Genomic DNA, 16,107 nt, shown 5'->3' on the forward strand with positions numbered 1-16,107 from the left:
CCCGCACCTCCAGTCGTGGGTGCGGGGCTCACGCCCGCACCGTCAGTCGTGGGCGCGGGCTCATGCCCGCACCTCCGGTCGTTGTTCGGGGATCCGGGCCAGAAGCCGGAACCGGCCCCCCTCGGTCGGCCCCGCCGACAGGGTTCCGTCGACCACCGCGAGGCGCTCGCGCAGCCCCGCGAGTCCCGAACCGGGCGGACCGGCCGGCGTCTCGGGGGCTCCGTCGTTCTCCACCAGCAGGGTCAGCGCGCCCGATCCGTCGGCGGCATCGGCGAGCCGGATCAGGCAGTTCTGCGCGTCGCCGTGCCGCAGGACGTTGGTGGTCGCCTCTCGGACCACCCAGCCCAGGGCCGACTGCACCTCGGCGGGCAGTGCCCGGCGGGCCTCGAACTCGACGCGGCAGTCCATTCCGGCAGCGCTCAGCACCCCGCGCGCGCCCTCCAGCTCCACGGCCAGGTCCGCCTCGCGGTAGCCGCGCACGACGTCCCGTACCTCGCGCTGCGACTCGCGGGCGATCCGCTGGACCTCGATCATCTGCTCCACCGCCTCGGGTCGGCCTCGCCGGGCCAGTTGTACCGCCAACTCGCTCTTGAGGGCGACGACCGCCAGGTTGCGCCCCATCACGTCGTGCAGGTCCCGGCCGAACCGCAGCCGTTCCTCGGCCACCGCGAGCTGCGCCTGGAGCTCCCGGGCGCGGTCGAGTTCGTACACGATCCGCAGCAGCCACCCCGAGAAGCCACAGGCGAAGCTGAGGAACAGACCGCTCAGCAGCACCCCGATGGTGTATCCGACGCCCTCCACCACCGGCAGCCCCACGGCGACCACCGTCAGGCCGGCGCCCACGGCGTGGGCCGGCGCGACCACCCACATGTGCCGGACCTTCTCCAGGCACATCACCAGCGAGCCGGAGGCGAAGCAGGTCATGCCCGTCACCAGCATCGGGGCGACGGTCTCGTCGACGTGCCCGGTCCGGCGCAGGAGGAGGGCGGCCAGGCACCCGAAGGCCGTCACCGCCACCGTCGCCACCGCCACCCACACGGGCCGGTCCCGGCGCCCCACCAACCAGTCCAGTGCCCGGGAGGAGAGGAACCCGACGAGTACCGAGTGCACGCACATCAGCACCAGCAGGCCCACTTCGGCGGAGCCCGGCGCCTCCGGAGGGCCGAGGACCAGGCCGCCGAGTCCGAAGGTCAGGATCTCGACCACCACGAAGAGATGGAACGACCAGCGTGTGTAGAGCTCGACCTTTCCCGCACTGCTGCGGTTCTTCCACCACCCGGTCAGCTTCGACACGGTCCCCGTCCCCCCGACTCGGCTTTCGTTTCCCGGGGGCTGTCCCGCGATCCCTGGCACCGATCCACCAGGGATCGCGGGACAGCCCTCAGCGCCGCGGTTCCCAGCGGAACCACCGGTGGACAGCAAACACGGTGCCCGCGGTCCAGGCCAACGTGACGAGCGCGGCTCCCGTCAGGTTCCCGGCCGCCGCGCCGTCCCAGGCGCCCCGCACCAGCGTCATGACGCCGCTCAGCGGAAGCAGTTCGCAGACCGATGCCAGCGTTCGCGGAAGGCCGTCCATCGGCACGAACAGGCCCGAGCCGAGCAGGCTCACCAGCAGCAGCGGCACCGTGGTGATGCCCGCGCTCTCCACGCTCCGGGTGAAGGAGCTGGTCAGCGCCGCCAAGCCGGCCAGCAACACGATCGCGGCGAGCACCGTGACGATCAGGAGCAGCGGGTTGTCCGGCATCGGCGCGTCCAGGGCGGCGGCCCCGGCCAGGACGAGGACGCCGATCTGCCCGAGGGCGACGACCGCGGCCGGCAGGGCCGTGCCGGCGAGGATCTCCAGGTCGCCCGCCTCGCCGGTGCGCAGCCGCTTGAGGACGAGTTCCTCGCGCCGGGCCACGTACGCGGAGACCAGGTTCATGTGGACGACGAGGAGCAGGACGAGTCCGATGCCGCCGCTCAGGGTGGCCCGGCCGAGGGCCGCGGCGTTCTGCTCGTCCGCGGCGGCGAGCGTCGAGCGCAGCAGGAAGACCATGGCCGCGGGCATCAACAGGGCCATGGACAGGGCGGTCCGGTTGCGCCGCAACAGGGTCAGCTCGGAGCGGCCCAGAGCGCCGAGCCGGCGGGGGTTCGGAGCGCCCAGCCGACGGGGGCTCAGGCGCGGTGCGGTCGGGCTCGGCACGCTCATCGGGTTCCCGCCCTCTCGTCCTCGTCGGTCCGGGCGCCGGAAAGGGGGCTCCGGCGGCTCCGCGCGATCTCCAGGAAGGCCTCCTCCAGCGAGGCGGACCGGGCGTCGAGCCCGACCAGCTCCACCTCGGCCTCGTGCGCCCAGCGCAACAGTTCCCCGAGGCTCTCCTGGAGCCTTTCGGTACGGATCTCGACCCGCCGTCCGTCCGCCGCCGCCCGCAGGGACAGCGGCAGCCGCGCCGCGGGCACCGCCTCCGGGAGCGTGAAACGGATCCGGGAGGGCCGGGTCGCGGTCACCTCGGCGGGCGTGCCGGTCAGCACCGGCTCCCCTTCGTGGAGGATCGCCAGCCGGTCGGCGAGCTCCGCCGCCTCCTCCAGGTAGTGCGTGGTCAGCAGCACCGTGGTGCCCTCCGCGCGCAGTTCCCGGACCAGTTCCCAGGTGTCCCGGCGGCCCTCGGGGTCCATGCCGGTCGTCGGCTCGTCGAGGAACAGCACCTCCGGCCGCCCCAGCAGCGCCAGCGCCAGATCGAGCCGGCGCCGTTCGCCGCCGGACAACTGCTTGACCCGTACGGAGGACCGCGCGGCCAGCCCGACCATGTCCAGGACCTCCGCCCCGGGCCGGGCACCGGTGGTGACCCCGGCCCACATCCGGACGGTCTCGGCGACGGTCAGGTCGGAGGGGAAGCCGCCGTCCTGGAGCATGATCCCGGTGCGCGGTCGGACCTCGGCCCGCTGCTTGTACGGGTCGAGCCCGAAGACCCGCACCCGACCGCCGTCGGGCGCGGCCAGTCCCTCCAGGAGTTCCACGGTGGAGGTCTTGCCCGCGCCGTTCGTCCCGAGCAGGGCGAAGATCTCGCCGCGTCCCACGGAGAAGGAGACGCCGCGGACGGCCTCGAAGCCGCCGGCGTAACGGCGTCGCAGTTCCTCGGCCCGGATCACCGTGTCGGTCGTCACTGTGTCGGTCATGAACCAAGGCTCGCGGCGAGCCGGTCGCCGCGGCAGTGCGCGCTGTCATGACGGGGGATGACATATGTCAGGCGGAGCCGGGCAAAGGCGCGGGTATAGGGGTGAACACACGACAAAGGCCCCGATCAATGATCGGGGCCTTTGTCACACTGAGCGGACGACGCGACTCGAACGCGCGACATCCACCTTGGCAAGGTGGTGCTCTACCAACTGAGCTACGTCCGCATGCAACGACGTAAAGCCGTGCGCTGCGAGCATCACTCTACCTGATCCACGACCGTGGTCGGTAAAGCGTGCAGAGCGGGTGACAGGGATTGCACACTGCGCCTCCCCCCTGGAAGGGGGGTGTTCTGCTACTGAACTACACCCGCACGACTTCGGGTCTCGGCCTTGCGGCCTCGCCCCTTGGCGTGATCCACACACTAGCCGATCAGAGGGGGTGGATGGCAAATCCGGGGTCAGTGGGCAGCGTTGTAGGCCTCGTAGACGCGCTTGGGGATGCGGCCGCGCGGCGGTACGTCGTGGTGGTTCGACCGGGCCCAGGCCCGGACGACCGCCGGATCGGGGGCGATCGACGTGTGCTTGTACGCCTTCCCCGAGCGGGCCTGTCGACGGCCGGCGGCCACGAAGGGGGCGAGGCCCTTCCGCAGTTTCTTTGCGTTGGCGACATTGAGGTCGATCTCGTACGACTTACCGTCCAGTGCGAACACGACCGTTTCCGCCGCTTCTCCGCCATCGATGTCGTCGGAGATCGTGACTACTACGCGCTGCGCCACGGATATCGGTCCCTTCGTGCGAGGTCACCGCGTGCTGACATGCGGTGATGTCGCCTGTGTGGATGTTTCGGAGCAATGCATCAATCCGTCGGAATCCCGACCGATTCCTTTGTACCGTGATTCGCATTGAATTGCGAAGCCCAGTTAATTCTCTCCGCGTGTCCCGCCGCAATCCCGGGCGCGTGGTTTTCCGGTGGATTTTGCGAAGCGTTGGTGAAGCTGAAACCGCTCGCGGATCATGCTCAAGGCATATCTACCCGCGTAGAAATTTTCGCCGGGTACGCTGATGGAACCGCCTTCGCACCAACCACCACACGGGAGTGCCAGTGGCACGCGTCGTAGTCGACGTCATGCTCAAGCCGGAGATCCTCGACCCCCAGGGCCAGGCGGTGCAGCGTGCACTGCCGCGGCTGGGCTTCGAGGGGATCGCCGACGTCCGCCAGGGGAAGCGCTTCGAACTGGAGGTGGAGGGACCGGTCGACCAGGCCGCCCTCGACCGCATCCACAAGATGGCCGAAACCTTCCTCGCCAACACCGTCATCGAAGACTTCACCGTGAAGGTCGAGGCCTGAGGGTGACCACTCGCATCGGAGTCGTCACGTTCCCCGGAACGCTCGACGACCGTGACTCGCTGCGCGCCATCCGCATCGCGGGAGCCGAGCCGGTCTCGCTGTGGCACCGCGACAAGGACCTGCACCAGGTCGACGCGGTCGTCCTCGCGGGCGGCTTCTCCTACGGGGACTACCTGCGCGCCGGGGCCATCTCCCGCTTCTCGCCGGTGATGGAGACCATCATCGAGCAGGCCAGGGCCGGCATGCCGGTCCTCGGCATCTGCAACGGCTTCCAGGTCCTCACCGAGGCCCACCTGCTGCCGGGGGCGATGCTCCGCAACAACCACCTGCACTTCATCTGCCGCGACCAGAAGTTGCGCGTGGAGAACGCGGAGACCGCGTGGACCGGCGACTACACCGCCGGCCAGGAGATCTCCGTACCGCTCAAGAACATGGACGGCCGCTACACCGCCGACGAGCGCGTGCTGGACGAACTGGAGGCCGAAGGCCGAGTGGCCTTCCGGTACCTGGACGGGAACCCGAACGGTTCGCTGCGCGACATCGCCGGCATCACCAACGCGGCGGGCAACGTCGTCGGCCTCATGCCGCACCCCGAGCACGCGGTGGAACCGCTGATCGGGACGGGCCGCACCGACGGCCTCCCGTTCTTCACCTCGGTCCTGAAGAAGCTGGTCAGCGCATGAGCCTCGACACCGTCAAGCACGCCACCGACACCCCGGACGCCTCCCAGCCGTGGAAGGAACTCGGCCTCAAGGAGGACGAGTACGCCCGCATCCGGGAGATCCTCGGCCGCCGCCCCACGGGCGCCGAGCTCGCCATGTACTCGGTCATGTGGTCCGAGCACTGCTCGTACAAGAGCAGCAAGGTCCACCTGAAGCAGTTCGGCGAGAAGGTCCCGCAGAACGACGCCATGCTCGTCGGCATCGGCGAGAACGCCGGCGTCGTCGACGTCGGCCAGGGCTACGCGGTCACCTTCAAGGTCGAGTCGCACAACCACCCGTCGTACATCGAGCCCTACCAGGGCGCGGCCACCGGCATCGGCGGCATCGTCCGCGACATCCTCGCGATGGGCGCCCGCCCGGTCGCGGTCGTGGACCCGCTGCGCTTCGGCGCGGCCGACCACCCCGACACCAAGCGCGTCCTGCCGGGCGTCGTCGCCGGCATCGGCGGCTACGGCAACTGTCTGGGCCTGCCGAACATCGGCGGCGAGGTCGTCTTCGACGCCTGCTACCAGGGCAACCCGCTGGTCAACGCCGGTTGCATCGGCGTGATGAAGCACGAGGACATCCACCTGGCCCAGGCTTCCGGCCCCGGCAACAAGGTCATCCTCTACGGTGCCCGCACCGGCGGCGACGGCATCGGCGGCGTGTCCGTGCTGGCCTCGGAGACGTTCGACGACACCAAGCCGACCAAGCGGCCGGCCGTGCAGGTCGGCGACCCGTTCCAGGAGAAGCTCCTCATCGAGTGCACCCTGGAGATCTTCAAGGAGAAGCTCGTCGCGGGCATCCAGGACCTCGGCGGCGCCGGGCTCTCCTGCGCCACGAGCGAGCTGGCCTCCGCGGGTTCCGGCGGCATGCGCGTCGAACTCGACACCGTCCCGCTGCGCGACGCGACGCTCTCGCCCGAGGAAATCCTCATGAGCGAGTCGCAGGAGCGCATGTGCGCGATCGTCGAGCCGCAGCACGTGGACCGCTTCATGGAGATCTGCGAGAAGTGGGACGTCATCGCCACCGTCATCGGTGAGGTCACCGAGGGCGAGCGCCTGGAGATCTTCTGGCACGGTGAGCAGATCGTGGACGTGCCCCCGGGCACCGTCGCCCACGAGGGCCCGGTCTACAACCGCCCGTTCGCCCGTCCCGCGTGGCAGGACGCCCTCCAGGCCGACGACGCGGGCAAGCTGCCCCGCCCAGAGACCTCCGAGGAGCTCCGCGCGCAGGTCCTGGCACTGGTGTCCTCCCCGAACCAGGCCTCCAAGTCCTGGATCACCGACCAGTACGACCGCTTCGTCCAGGGCAACACGGTGCTCTCGCAGCCCGAGGACGCCGGCATGGTCCGCATCGACGAGGACACCAACCTCGGCGTCGCCATGGCCACCGACGGCAACGGCCGCTTCGCGAAGCTCGACCCGTACACGGGCGCGCAGCTCGCGCTGGCCGAGGCGTACCGCAACGTCGCCGCGACCGGCGCCAAGCCGCTCGCCATCTCCGACTGCCTCAACTTCGGCTCCCCCGAGGACCCGGGCGTCATGTGGCAGTTCGCCGAGGCCACCCGGGGTCTCGCGGACGGCTGCCTGGAGCTGGGCACCCCGGTGACCGGCGGCAACGTCTCGCTGTACAACCAGACCGGCGAGACCGCGATCCACCCGACCCCGGTCGTGGCGGTCCTCGGTGTGATCGACGACGTCAACCGCCGCACGCCGATGGCGTTCGCGGAGGCCGGCCAACTGCTGTACCTGCTCGGCGACACCGCCGAGGAGTTCGGCGGCTCGGCCTGGTCCGAGGTCGTGCACCAGCACCTCGGCGGCATGCCGCCGAAGGTGGACCTGGGCCGCGAGAAGCTGCTCGGCGAGATCCTGATCTCGGCCTCGCGCGACGGCATGATCGACGCCGCGCACGACCTGTCCGACGGCGGCGTGATCCAGGCGCTCACCGAGTCCTGCCTGCGCGGTGGCAACGGTGCGCGGATCGTGGTGCCCGAGGGCCTGGACGCCTTCACCTTCCTGTTCTCCGAGTCCGCGGGCCGGGCCGTCGTGGCCGTCCCGCGCAGCGAGGAGCTCCGCTTCACCGACATGTGCGGTGCGCGGGGCCTGCCGGCCGCCCGCATCGGCGTGGTGGACGGCGAGGAGATCGAGATCCAGGGCGAGTTCACGATTCCGCTCGCGGAACTGCGGACCGCCCACGAGGCGACGATCCCGGCGCTGCTCGCCTGATCCCGCCCGCCGCGTCGTCGAGCCCCTGTCCGGAGTCCTCCGGGCGGGGGCTCGCGCGTGTTCGGCCGCTCTCCCCTCCCGCCTGGCCGGATTCACGCTTTTACGTGATTACGTAGTCTCGTAATCTCGGGTCCATGAGCCTCGAAGAACGCGTCGCCGAGCTGGAACGCCGACTGTCCGCGCTCGAAGGACGCGACACCCCCGCGACCGAACCACCGCCGGCGGAAGGAACCTTCTGGGCCCTGGAGGGCTGGAAGGACCGGGGCGTCGACGGCGTGCTGTTCACCGGCGCCGCGACACTGCCCACCGGCGAGCACTACCAGTGGCAACAGGCCCACACCACGCGGGGCCTCCTCGGCGACGAGATCGACCCGCAGCGCACCGCCGAGGCCCTGGCCGCGCTCGGCAGCCCCGTACGCGTCCGGCTGCTCCGCGAGATCCTCGCCGGCCGGCGCACCGCCGGCGAACTGACCGACCTCGACGGGGTCGGCACCAGCGGGCAGGTCTACCACCACCTGCGGCAACTCACCGCCACCGGCTGGCTGCACACCACCGGCCGGGGCCGCCACGAGGTGCCGGCCTCCCACGTCGTGCCGCTGCTCGTCCTGTTCGCGGCGGCCACGCCGTGAACAGGGTCGGCGTGCTGATGAGCCTCTACCGCGCCTGCCTGATCGGCTTCGTCGCCCTGATGCTCACCGACTTCGCCCTCGGCTTCCCCTTCCCGCTCCTGCTCGTCCTCGCCCCGGCGCCCGCCGGCGGGGTGCTCCTGTTCTGCGCCAACCGGCTCGCGGCCCGGTCACCGCACGTCGACGCCCCCGTCCGGGAGGTCGGGCCGCCCGTCGCGGGACGCTGGCTCGCCCACAACAGCCCGGCGGACAAGGTCCCCAGCCACGGCACCCACCTCATGGGGCAGGCCTTCGCCATCGACGTCGTGGCCGCACCGGGGGACCGGCCGCGCCCCGCGGCGGCGTGGTGCTGGCCGCCCGCGCGAGGCCCGCGCTCCTACCCGGCCTTCGGCGCACCGGTGTACGCGGTCGCCGACGCGGTGGTGGTCCGGGCGAGCGACGGGCGCCGCGACCACCTGACGCGCACCTCCCTGCCCGGCATGCTCTACCTGATGGTGATCGAGGCGGAGGCCCGGCAGTTCGCCGGACCCGGCGCGATCCTGGGCAACCACCTGGTGCTCGACCTCGGCGACGGCGCGTACGCCGTGTACGGACACCTGCGCCGGGGTTCTCTTACGGTCCGCGCCGGCGAGCGCGTGTCCGCCGGGCAGGTCCTCGCGGCCTGCGGCAACTCGGGCAACTCCACCGAGCCGCACGTCCACTTCCACCTGATGGACGGGCCGCACCCGGAGACCGCCCGGGGCCTGCCCTTCACCTGGCGCGGGGTGGGCCTCCCCGCGAACGGCGCCACCTTCGAGGCCACGGTCGAAGCCCCGGCCGAGGCCACGGTCGAGGCCACCTTCGAAGCCGCAGTCGACGCCCCGGCCGAGGCCACGGTCGACGCCCCGGCCGAGGCCGCCGTCGACGCCCCCTTCGGCACCGCCGCGTCGACCCTCGCCGCCGACACCGACCGGGCCGCGGTCCGGGGCCGATTCCCGGGCTGAGCGCGCCGGATAGGGTCGGCCCCATGCCGACCGCCCGGAAGAAGCCGCGTACCTACGACTCCGCCAAGATCCGCGCGGCCGTCACCGCGCAGTTCGACCACGTCGCCGCGGCCGTGGCGACGTTGACCCCCGAGCAACTGGCCCGCCCCACGCACCTCGGCACCTGGACCGTACGGGACCTCGCCGCGCACATCGGCTGGATCATCCGGTCCATCCCCGAGGCGGCGGCGCGGCCCGAACCGGCCGAAGCCGAGCTGACCGTACGGAACTGGCCCTTCGCCACCGCCGGGATCGCCGGACGGATCGACGAACTGGCCCGGGAGACCGCCGCCGGCGAGGAACTCGGCCCGCTGTACGAGGAGTCGGCGACCCGGCTCGCCGAACTGCTCCGGGTGGTCCCGGACGACCGGCTGCTCGGGCTGCGGGTCGGCGCGATGGCCTTCGGGCCGTTCATGGTCACCCGCACCGTGGAGCTGGTCGTCCACACCGACGACCTCAACCGGGCGGCCGGCCTGGACGTCCCGATCGACCGGCAGGCCCTCGCCGCCTGTACCCGGCTGCTCGCCGACGCCCTCGCGGACAAGGCCCCCGGGGGTTCGGTGGAGCTGCGGATCCCGCCCTTCGCCGTGGTCCAGTGCCTGGAGGGACCCCGGCACACCCGGGGCACCCCGCCCAACGTGGTGGAGACCGACCCGCTGACCTGGATCCGCCTCGCCACGGGCCGTACGACCTGGGAAGAGGCGCTGGACGAGGCTCGGCTCAGCGCGAGCGGCGAACGCGCCGATCTGGGACCGCTGCTCCCGCTGATGGGCTGAGGGAAACCCTCCCCCAAGGGTCGGACAGCGGGCCGACGGCAGGCGGAAGGGAACCGTCCGGGCACCTCGCCCGTCCCAGGTGCATGCGTCAGCAACGGCACGTCCTCGCCGCCCTCACGCTCGCCGTCACCGTCACCACCGCGGTGACCGCCTGCGCGGACCAGACGACCCCCTCCGGCCCGGATCCATCACCGGCGCTCCCGGGGACGAGTTGGTCCGTGGAAAGCGTGACCGTGGACGGGAAGACCCTGACCGCGCCCGCGGCGGCCCGACTGGCCATCGGCGCCGAGGCCCCCTACGAGGCCACGGGCAACTACGGCTGCAACGGCCTGTCGGCCAAGGTGGAGATCAAGGGCTCGACCATGAACGTCCAACCGGGCTCCAGGACCGCGATGGCCTGCCCGGACATCAAGTTCGAAACCGCCTTCGCCAAACTCTTCAAGGGCGCGCTCACGATCGAGAGCCGGCCGGAGCACCTCACCCTGAAGGCCGCGGACGGGAACACCATCTCCCTGACCACGAAGCCCCGGACCCCGGACGCACCGCTCACCGCCACCGACTGGAGCGCGGATTCCCTGATCCAGGGCACCACCGTGTCCTCGCTGCCCGCCGGGGCGGCGGGCAAGGCCCGGTTCACCATCGCCGCCGACGGCGCCGCGAGCGGCAACCTCGGCTGCAACCGGTTCTCCGCCCGGGCCGTCGTCGACGGGTCCCGGATCACCTTCGGGCCGCTGACCTCGACGCGGATGGCCTGCACGGGCCCGGCCGGTGACGTCGAACGGACGCTGACCGCGCTGTTCGCCAGTGGCCCCCTCGAACACCGCGTTCAGGGAGACACCCTGACCTTCACCGCCACCGACGGCAGCGGCAAGGGTCTGGGAGCCAAGGCGGCCTCCGCCGTCGAATGATCCCCGCCCCCCGGCCCGGCCGGTGTCCACAGCCTGTGGACACCGGCCGGGCCGGGCCCGCCGGCGCCTCCGCACCCCGACGGATCAGCCGGACCAGGACCAAGACCAGGACCAAGACCAGGACCAGGACCGGGACCAGGCAGCTCAGAGGGCCGGATCAGGCCGGGTACGGAAGCAGCGTCGCGTCCGTCTTCTCCCAGGCCGCCCGCAGTTCGGCCAGCCTGGCCGGCTCCACGGCCGCCTTGTCGGCCTGCTCGCGGACGTCCCCGGCCAGGTTGAACAACTGGTCCTTGCCGGCCTTGCCCCGGTAGTACTTCCAGTCCCCGCGACGCAGCGCCCGCTCGCCCCGCACCCGCCAGAACAGGTTCCGCTCCGCGACCCGCTCGCCCCGCAGCAGGTATCCGGCCAGACTCACCCCGTCGAGCGGGTACGCGCGGTTCGCCCGGGCACCGGCCAGCTCCAGCAGCGTCGCCGTCCAGTCCGGGCTGAACACCGGGACGTGGCTGACCTGCCCGCCGTCCAGGCGCGCCGGCCAGCGCACGATGTTCGGCACCCGGATCCCGCCCTCCTGGAGCGAGGCCTTGTTGCCGGAGAGCGGCCAGTTGTACGAGAAGCGCTCGCCCCCGTTGTCGCTGGAGAAGACGACCAGGGTGTCCTGCTCCTGGCCGGAGCGCTTCAGCGCCTTCAACACCTCGCCGATCGAACGGTCGAGGTCCTCGACCATCTCCTTGTACTTCTCCACCGAGCCGCCGTCCTGGTGCCACAGGGCCCGGCCGTCGCCCGCCTTGATCCGGCGGACGATCTCGGCGCTCTCCTTCGTGTCGCCGTCGGCGATCCAAGGCCAGTGCGGGGTCGTGAAGTTGAGGTTCAGCAGCCACGGCTTGCCGTGGTGGTCGCGGGACACGTACTCGCTCGCCCGCTCGGTGATGATCCGCGTGTAGTACCGCAGGTCCTTGTACTCGGCGTCCCCCTCGTAAAGGTCGTACTCCCCGCCGAGCCCCAGCTTGGAGTAGTACTCCAGGGCCCCGCCGAAGTTGCCGAAGAACTCGTCCCAGCCGGACCGGGTCGGGCTGTAGTCCGGCAGGTACCCCGCGTGCCACTTGCCGATCAACGCGGTCGCGTAGCCGGACTCCTTCAGCAGCGAGGCCAGCGTCGGGTGCGTGGGCTCCAGGCCGACGGACTTGTCGGCGATCGGCTCGGCCAACCCGCCCTTGGTACGGCCCGGGTACCGCCCGGTGTACAGGCTGAAGCGGGTCGGCGAGCAGGTCGCGGAGCCGGAGTACGCGTCGGTGAACCGGACTCCCTGGCGGGCGAGCCGGTCCAGGTTCGGGGTCTTGATGTGCGGGGACCCGTAGGAGGACAGGTCCGCCCAGCCGAGGTCGTCGCCGAGGATGAACAGGATGTTCGGCCGCCGGGAGTGACGCCCCCGGGCGGCCTTGAACTCCCTTTCCTCGGAGCCCGCGTGCCGGGCGTCGGCGGGTGCGGAGGCGGGTGCGGCGGCGGCCGGCGCGGCGGCCCCCAGCCCGACGGCCGCGGCGGCGGCGCCGACGGCCCCGCCGAAGGTACGTCGGGACAGGTGGGATTCGGACGAGGTCACAGGTGCTCCAGGGCATGGCCCGCCGGCCTGCCCCGCGGCGGCGCGGGACGGCGCACGGCACGGCGGAACGGGCTGGGGCGAGCGAAAAGGCACTGCGGGGGAAATCGGCGAGAGGCGCCGGGAAAATCAGAAAAGGCGCGCCGGAGCGCGGGGCGGAACTACGCCCGGCAACAACAGATGGCGCTCGCGACACGGACGAGGTCCACGTGCCGGCGCTCGACGAGGGTGACGGTGCGGTCACCGAGAGGCTGCATGAGCCGGAAGCTTGTACGAATCGACGACAGGCTGTCAACCAGGGCATTCCGGATATCGAGACAGTCACCCTCCGCACGGGTTACCCGACTGTCCGCACTGTGACTTTTACGGGTCGTCCCCAATTCGGACCAGTGGTCGATCTCGCCTACACTCGGGAGCGTGCCTCGTGGTGATGGACGACTCAACCACGACCTGCTCCCCGGCGAAAAGGGCCCCCAGGACGCTTGCGGCGTCTTCGGTGTCTGGGCTCCGGGTGAAGAGGTCGCCAAGCTCACCTATTTCGGACTGTATGCGCTGCAGCACCGTGGACAGGAGTCCGCGGGAATCGCTGTGAGCAACGGTTCCCAGATCCTCGTCTTCAAGGACATGGGCCTCGTTTCCCAAGTCTTCGACGAAACCTCTCTCGGCTCGCTCCAAGGTCACATCGCGGTCGGTCACGCCCGCTACTCGACCACCGGAGCCTCCGTCTGGGAGAACGCGCAGCCCACTTTCCGCGCGACCGCCCACGGCTCCATTGCCCTGGGTCACAACGGCAACCTGGTGAACACCGCCGAGCTCGCCGAGATGGTCGCCGACCTCCCCCGTCAGGACGGCCGTGCCACCCAGGTGGCGGCCACCAATGACACCGACCTGGTCACCGCCCTGTTGGCCGGCCAGGTCGACGACGAGGGCAAGCCCCTGACCATCGAGGAGTCGGCCACCAAGGTCCTCCCTCAGGTCAAGGGCGCGTTCTCGCTCGTGTTCATGGACGAGGGAACCCTCTACACCGCCCGTGACCCGCAGGGCATCCGCCCGCTGGTCCTCGGTCGCCTGGACCGCGGCTGGGTGGTCGCCAGCGAGACCGCCGCCCTCGACATCTGCGGCGCCAGCTTCGTCCGCGAGGTCGAGCCGGGCGAGCTCATCGCGATCGACGAGAACGGCCTGCGCAGCTCCCGATTCGCGGAAGCGAAGCCCAAGGGCTGCGTGTTCGAGTACGTCTACCTGGCGCGCCCGGACACCGACATCGCCGGCCGGAACGTCTACCTCTCGCGTGTCGAGATGGGGCGGCGCCTCGCCAAGGAAGCCCCGGTCGACGCCGACCTGGTGATAGCGACGCCGGAGTCCGGCACGCCCGCCGCCGTCGGCTACGCCGAGGCCAGCGGAATCCCGTACGGCGTCGGACTGGTCAAGAACGCCTACGTGGGCCGGACCTTCATCCAGCCCTCGCAGACGATCCGCCAGCTCGGCATCCGCCTCAAGCTCAACCCGCTCAAGGAAGTCATCCGAGGCAAGCGCCTGGTGGTCGTGGACGACTCGATCGTCCGCGGCAACACCCAGCGCGCCCTGGTCAAGATGCTCCGCGAGGCCGGCGCGGCGGAGGTCCACATCCGGATCTCCTCGCCGCCGGTGAAGTGGCCGTGCTTCTTCGGCATCGACTTCGCCACCCGGGCCGAGCTCATCGCGAACGGCATGACGGTCGACGAGATCGCCACGTCGATGGGTGCCGACTCGCTCTCGTACATCTCGCTCGACGCGATGGTCGAGGCGACCACCATCCAGAAGCCGAACCTCTGCCGTGCCTGCTTCGACGGCGAGTACCCGATGGAACTGCCCGACCCGCAGCTCCTCGGCAAGCAGCTCCTGGAGACCGAACTCGCCGGCGGTACCGACGCCGCCGACGCGCTCCGGCGCCCGTAGCCCTCGTCCGACCCGACCCCACCAGGTCGGGTCGGACCGGCTCGGCCCCAGCTCGACCTGCGCCCGGCCCTGTCTTTCAAGCTTCTCCCAGGGCTGTGCACCACCCGCAGTAACGACACGAAAGCTCTCTCCTGTCATGACAGAGAAGACCACCGGTGCCAGCTACGCAGCAGCAGGTGTCGACATCGAAGCGGGCGACCGCGCCGTCGAACTCATGAAGGAGTGGGTGAAGAAGACGCAGCGCCCCGAGGTCCTCGGCGGCCTCGGCGGTTTCGCCGGCCTCTTCGACGCCTCCGCCCTCAAGCGCTACGAGCGCCCCCTGCTCGCCTCCGCCACCGACGGCGTCGGCACCAAGGTGGACATCGCCCGCCGCCTCGGCGTCTACGACACCATCGGCCACGACCTGGTCGCGATGGTCATGGACGACATCGTCGTCTGTGGCGCCGAGCCGCTCTTCATGACGGACTACATCTGCGTCGGCAAGGTCCACCCCGAGCGTGTCGCGGCCATCGTGAAGGGCATCGCGGAGGGTTGCGTCCTCGCCGGCTGCGCCCTCGTGGGCGGCGAGACCGCCGAGCACCCGGGTCTCCTCGGCCCCGACGACTTCGATGTGGCGGGCGCCGGCACCGGAGTCGTCGAGTACGACCGGCTGCTGGGCGCGGATCGCATCCGTACGGGGGACGCCGTCATCGCGATGGCCTCCTCCGGTCTTCACTCGAACGGGTACTCGCTGGTGAGGCACGTCCTCCTGGACCGCGCCGGGATGCCCCTGGAAGGTCACGTCGAGGAGCTCGGCCGGACCCTCGGCGAGGAGCTGCTGGAGCCGACCAAGATCTACTCGCTGGACTGTCTCGCCCTCACCCGCACGGCCGAGGTCCACGCGTACTCGCACATCACGGGCGGCGGCCTCGCCGCGAACCTGGCGCGGGTGATCCCGGACCACCTGCACGCCACGGTCGACCGTGCGACCTGGGCCCCCGGTGCGATCTTCGACCTGGTCGGCAAGGCCGGACAGGTGGAGCGCCTGGAGCTGGAGAAGACGCTCAACATGGGCGTCGGCATGATGGCCGTGCTCCCGCAGGAGTCGGTGGACGTGGCCCTGACCGCACTGGCCGACCGAGGCGTGGACGCCTGGGTCGCCGGCGAGATCCTGGACCGGGGCGACCACACCGAAGGCGCGACCCTGACCGGTTCCTACGCGAGCTGAGCAGCACTGAAACCCGGTCCGGGGCGATGCCCTGGACCGGGTTTCAGTACTTTTGAGACTTTTTGCAGACGCCGACGCCGAGAGCGTCAAGCGCCGCGGCGCTGAGCCGAAGGACCGGACTCATCGTCCTCGTCCTCGTCGTCATCGCCGTTGTAGAGGGCCGCGTACTTGGCGTACGGGTCGTCTTCGTCATCCAGATCGTCATCGACCTCGACCGGCGCGCTGACGGGCAGCGGCTCTGTCGGCGATGCGCCCAGCTCATTGGCCAGACGCGAGAGGTCAGTCCCGCCGCTGTTGTACTTCAGCTGGCGGGCGACCTTTGTCTGCTTGGCCTTGGCCCGGCCGCGCCCCATGGCTCGACCCCCTCGGTGACGGGGCTCGACGGCCCCAGAGTCTGACACGCGTTCATGGTTCGGAGCGGACTCTCCGTGGAGAGACCGTCCGTAGGGGTTCAACGGTACCTGCTTCAGCGGCCATACGGTACGCCGCCCGCATCACGCGCGCCGATGCAGTACCAACGAGACACCCCGTACTCGCTGGTCAGCTGCGATTTTAACCCTTTCCTGGCGGGCGACCCGCCGAAGGGCAGTGAGTTCCGTCTCCCTGCGC

General features: G+C 70.7%; 16 protein-coding genes and 2 tRNA genes. 9 read left to right on the plus strand and 9 right to left on the minus strand.

Annotated elements, in window-relative coordinates; translation table 11 throughout:
* Positions 1-60: 60 nt before the first annotated feature.
* The 6 genes from ACFYW3_RS19895 to ACFYW3_RS19920 form a co-directional block, all read right to left on the minus strand.
* Positions 61-1,293: a sensor histidine kinase gene (locus ACFYW3_RS19895; protein ID WP_389386887.1), complete on the minus strand. Its 1,233-nt coding sequence runs from the start codon at positions 1,291-1,293 to the stop codon at positions 61-63.
* 88 nt (positions 1,294-1,381) lie between these two features.
* Positions 1,382-2,188 carry an ABC transporter permease gene (locus tag ACFYW3_RS19900; protein ID WP_389386888.1) on the minus strand — a complete coding sequence of 269 codons (807 nt, stop codon included), beginning with the start codon at positions 2,186-2,188 and terminating at the stop codon, positions 1,382-1,384.
* A complete protein-coding gene (locus tag ACFYW3_RS19905) occupies positions 2,185-3,153 on the minus strand; it encodes an ABC transporter ATP-binding protein (RefSeq protein ID WP_389386889.1) in 969 nt (322 codons plus the stop codon). The genes ACFYW3_RS19900 and ACFYW3_RS19905 overlap by 4 nt, the downstream gene beginning before the upstream one ends.
* Positions 3,154-3,305: 152 nt before the next feature.
* Positions 3,306-3,378, minus strand: a tRNA-Gly gene (locus ACFYW3_RS19910).
* A 74-nt stretch (positions 3,379-3,452) separates the two neighbouring features.
* Positions 3,453-3,524: transfer RNA gene (locus ACFYW3_RS19915), tRNA-Gly, on the minus strand.
* Between the two features lie 87 nt (positions 3,525-3,611).
* Positions 3,612-3,929: an Lsr2 family protein gene (locus ACFYW3_RS19920; protein ID WP_351757026.1), complete on the minus strand. Its 318-nt coding sequence runs from the start codon at positions 3,927-3,929 to the stop codon at positions 3,612-3,614.
* Positions 3,930-4,249: 320 nt separating this feature from the next.
* On the opposite strand from ACFYW3_RS19920, the gene purS reads away from it, so the two are divergent.
* From purS to ACFYW3_RS19955, 7 genes are all read left to right on the plus strand, one after another.
* On the plus strand, positions 4,250-4,501 hold the full coding sequence (gene purS, locus ACFYW3_RS19925; protein ID WP_008740952.1) for a phosphoribosylformylglycinamidine synthase subunit PurS: 252 nt from the start codon (positions 4,250-4,252) through the stop codon (positions 4,499-4,501).
* 2 nt (positions 4,502-4,503) lie between these two features.
* Positions 4,504-5,184 (plus strand): phosphoribosylformylglycinamidine synthase subunit PurQ, encoded by a 681-nt coding sequence (gene purQ / locus ACFYW3_RS19930; RefSeq protein ID WP_053680243.1) that lies wholly within the window; start codon positions 4,504-4,506, stop codon positions 5,182-5,184.
* Complete coding sequence (gene purL, locus ACFYW3_RS19935; RefSeq protein ID WP_351757024.1) at positions 5,181-7,430, plus strand: phosphoribosylformylglycinamidine synthase subunit PurL; 2,250 nt, start codon at positions 5,181-5,183, stop codon at positions 7,428-7,430. The genes purQ and purL overlap by 4 nt, the downstream gene beginning before the upstream one ends.
* A gap of 134 nt (positions 7,431-7,564) precedes the next feature.
* Positions 7,565-8,059, plus strand: coding sequence for an ArsR/SmtB family transcription factor (locus ACFYW3_RS19940; RefSeq protein WP_389386890.1), 495 nt, complete (start codon positions 7,565-7,567; stop codon positions 8,057-8,059).
* 17 nt (positions 8,060-8,076) lie between these two features.
* On the plus strand, positions 8,077-9,039 hold the full coding sequence (locus ACFYW3_RS19945; protein WP_389386891.1) for a M23 family metallopeptidase: 963 nt from the start codon (positions 8,077-8,079) through the stop codon (positions 9,037-9,039).
* A 23-nt stretch (positions 9,040-9,062) separates the two neighbouring features.
* Positions 9,063-9,854 carry a sterol carrier family protein gene (locus ACFYW3_RS19950; RefSeq protein WP_389386892.1) on the plus strand — a complete coding sequence of 264 codons (792 nt, stop codon included), beginning with the start codon at positions 9,063-9,065 and terminating at the stop codon, positions 9,852-9,854.
* An 83-nt stretch (positions 9,855-9,937) separates the two neighbouring features.
* Complete coding sequence (locus ACFYW3_RS19955; RefSeq protein ID WP_389386893.1) at positions 9,938-10,762, plus strand: META domain-containing protein; 825 nt, start codon at positions 9,938-9,940, stop codon at positions 10,760-10,762.
* A 157-nt stretch (positions 10,763-10,919) separates the two neighbouring features.
* Here the strand turns inward: ACFYW3_RS19955 and ACFYW3_RS19960 are convergent, their stop codons facing one another.
* Positions 10,920-12,359: a sulfatase-like hydrolase/transferase gene (locus ACFYW3_RS19960; RefSeq protein WP_389386894.1), complete on the minus strand. Its 1,440-nt coding sequence runs from the start codon at positions 12,357-12,359 to the stop codon at positions 10,920-10,922.
* A 158-nt stretch (positions 12,360-12,517) separates the two neighbouring features.
* Positions 12,518-12,613 (minus strand): putative leader peptide, encoded by a 96-nt coding sequence (locus tag ACFYW3_RS19965; RefSeq protein ID WP_323178891.1) that lies wholly within the window; start codon positions 12,611-12,613, stop codon positions 12,518-12,520.
* Between the two features lie 160 nt (positions 12,614-12,773).
* Here ACFYW3_RS19965 and purF point away from each other — a divergent pair, with 160 nt between their 5' ends.
* Positions 12,774-14,291, plus strand: coding sequence for an amidophosphoribosyltransferase (purF, locus tag ACFYW3_RS19970; protein ID WP_267803332.1), 1,518 nt, complete (start codon positions 12,774-12,776; stop codon positions 14,289-14,291).
* A gap of 136 nt (positions 14,292-14,427) precedes the next feature.
* Positions 14,428-15,498 (plus strand): phosphoribosylformylglycinamidine cyclo-ligase, encoded by a 1,071-nt coding sequence (gene purM, locus ACFYW3_RS19975; RefSeq protein ID WP_351757006.1) that lies wholly within the window; start codon positions 14,428-14,430, stop codon positions 15,496-15,498.
* An 86-nt stretch (positions 15,499-15,584) separates the two neighbouring features.
* Here the strand turns inward: purM and ACFYW3_RS19980 are convergent, their stop codons facing one another.
* Positions 15,585-15,851, minus strand: coding sequence for a DUF3073 domain-containing protein (locus tag ACFYW3_RS19980; RefSeq protein ID WP_053680255.1), 267 nt, complete (start codon positions 15,849-15,851; stop codon positions 15,585-15,587).
* Positions 15,852-16,107 lie beyond the last annotated feature (256 nt).

This window comes from Streptomyces sp. NPDC002602, from assembly GCF_042889445.1.
GTDB lineage: Bacteria > Actinomycetota > Actinomycetes > Streptomycetales > Streptomycetaceae > Streptomyces.

Excerpts from the sequence above, each read along its gene's own strand:
- ACFYW3_RS19950 (WP_389386892.1), top strand. The coding sequence starts at position 9,063 with ATGCCGACCGCCCGGAAGAAGCCGCGTACCTACGACTCCGCCAAGATC.
- ACFYW3_RS19980 (WP_053680255.1), bottom strand. The coding sequence starts at position 15,851 with ATGGGGCGCGGCCGGGCCAAGGCCAAGCAGACAAAGGTCGCCCGCCAG.
- purL (WP_351757024.1), top strand. The coding sequence starts at position 5,181 with ATGAGCCTCGACACCGTCAAGCACGCCACCGACACCCCGGACGCCTCC.
- purM (WP_351757006.1), top strand. The coding sequence starts at position 14,428 with ATGACAGAGAAGACCACCGGTGCCAGCTACGCAGCAGCAGGTGTCGAC.
- ACFYW3_RS19900 (WP_389386888.1), bottom strand. The coding sequence starts at position 2,188 with ATGAGCGTGCCGAGCCCGACCGCACCGCGCCTGAGCCCCCGTCGGCTG.
- ACFYW3_RS19955 (WP_389386893.1), top strand. The coding sequence starts at position 9,938 with ATGCGTCAGCAACGGCACGTCCTCGCCGCCCTCACGCTCGCCGTCACC.
- ACFYW3_RS19905 (WP_389386889.1), bottom strand. The coding sequence starts at position 3,153 with ATGACCGACACAGTGACGACCGACACGGTGATCCGGGCCGAGGAACTG.
- ACFYW3_RS19940 (WP_389386890.1), top strand. The coding sequence starts at position 7,565 with ATGAGCCTCGAAGAACGCGTCGCCGAGCTGGAACGCCGACTGTCCGCG.
- ACFYW3_RS19965 (WP_323178891.1), bottom strand. The coding sequence starts at position 12,613 with ATGCAGCCTCTCGGTGACCGCACCGTCACCCTCGTCGAGCGCCGGCAC.
- ACFYW3_RS19945 (WP_389386891.1), top strand. The coding sequence starts at position 8,077 with ATGAGCCTCTACCGCGCCTGCCTGATCGGCTTCGTCGCCCTGATGCTC.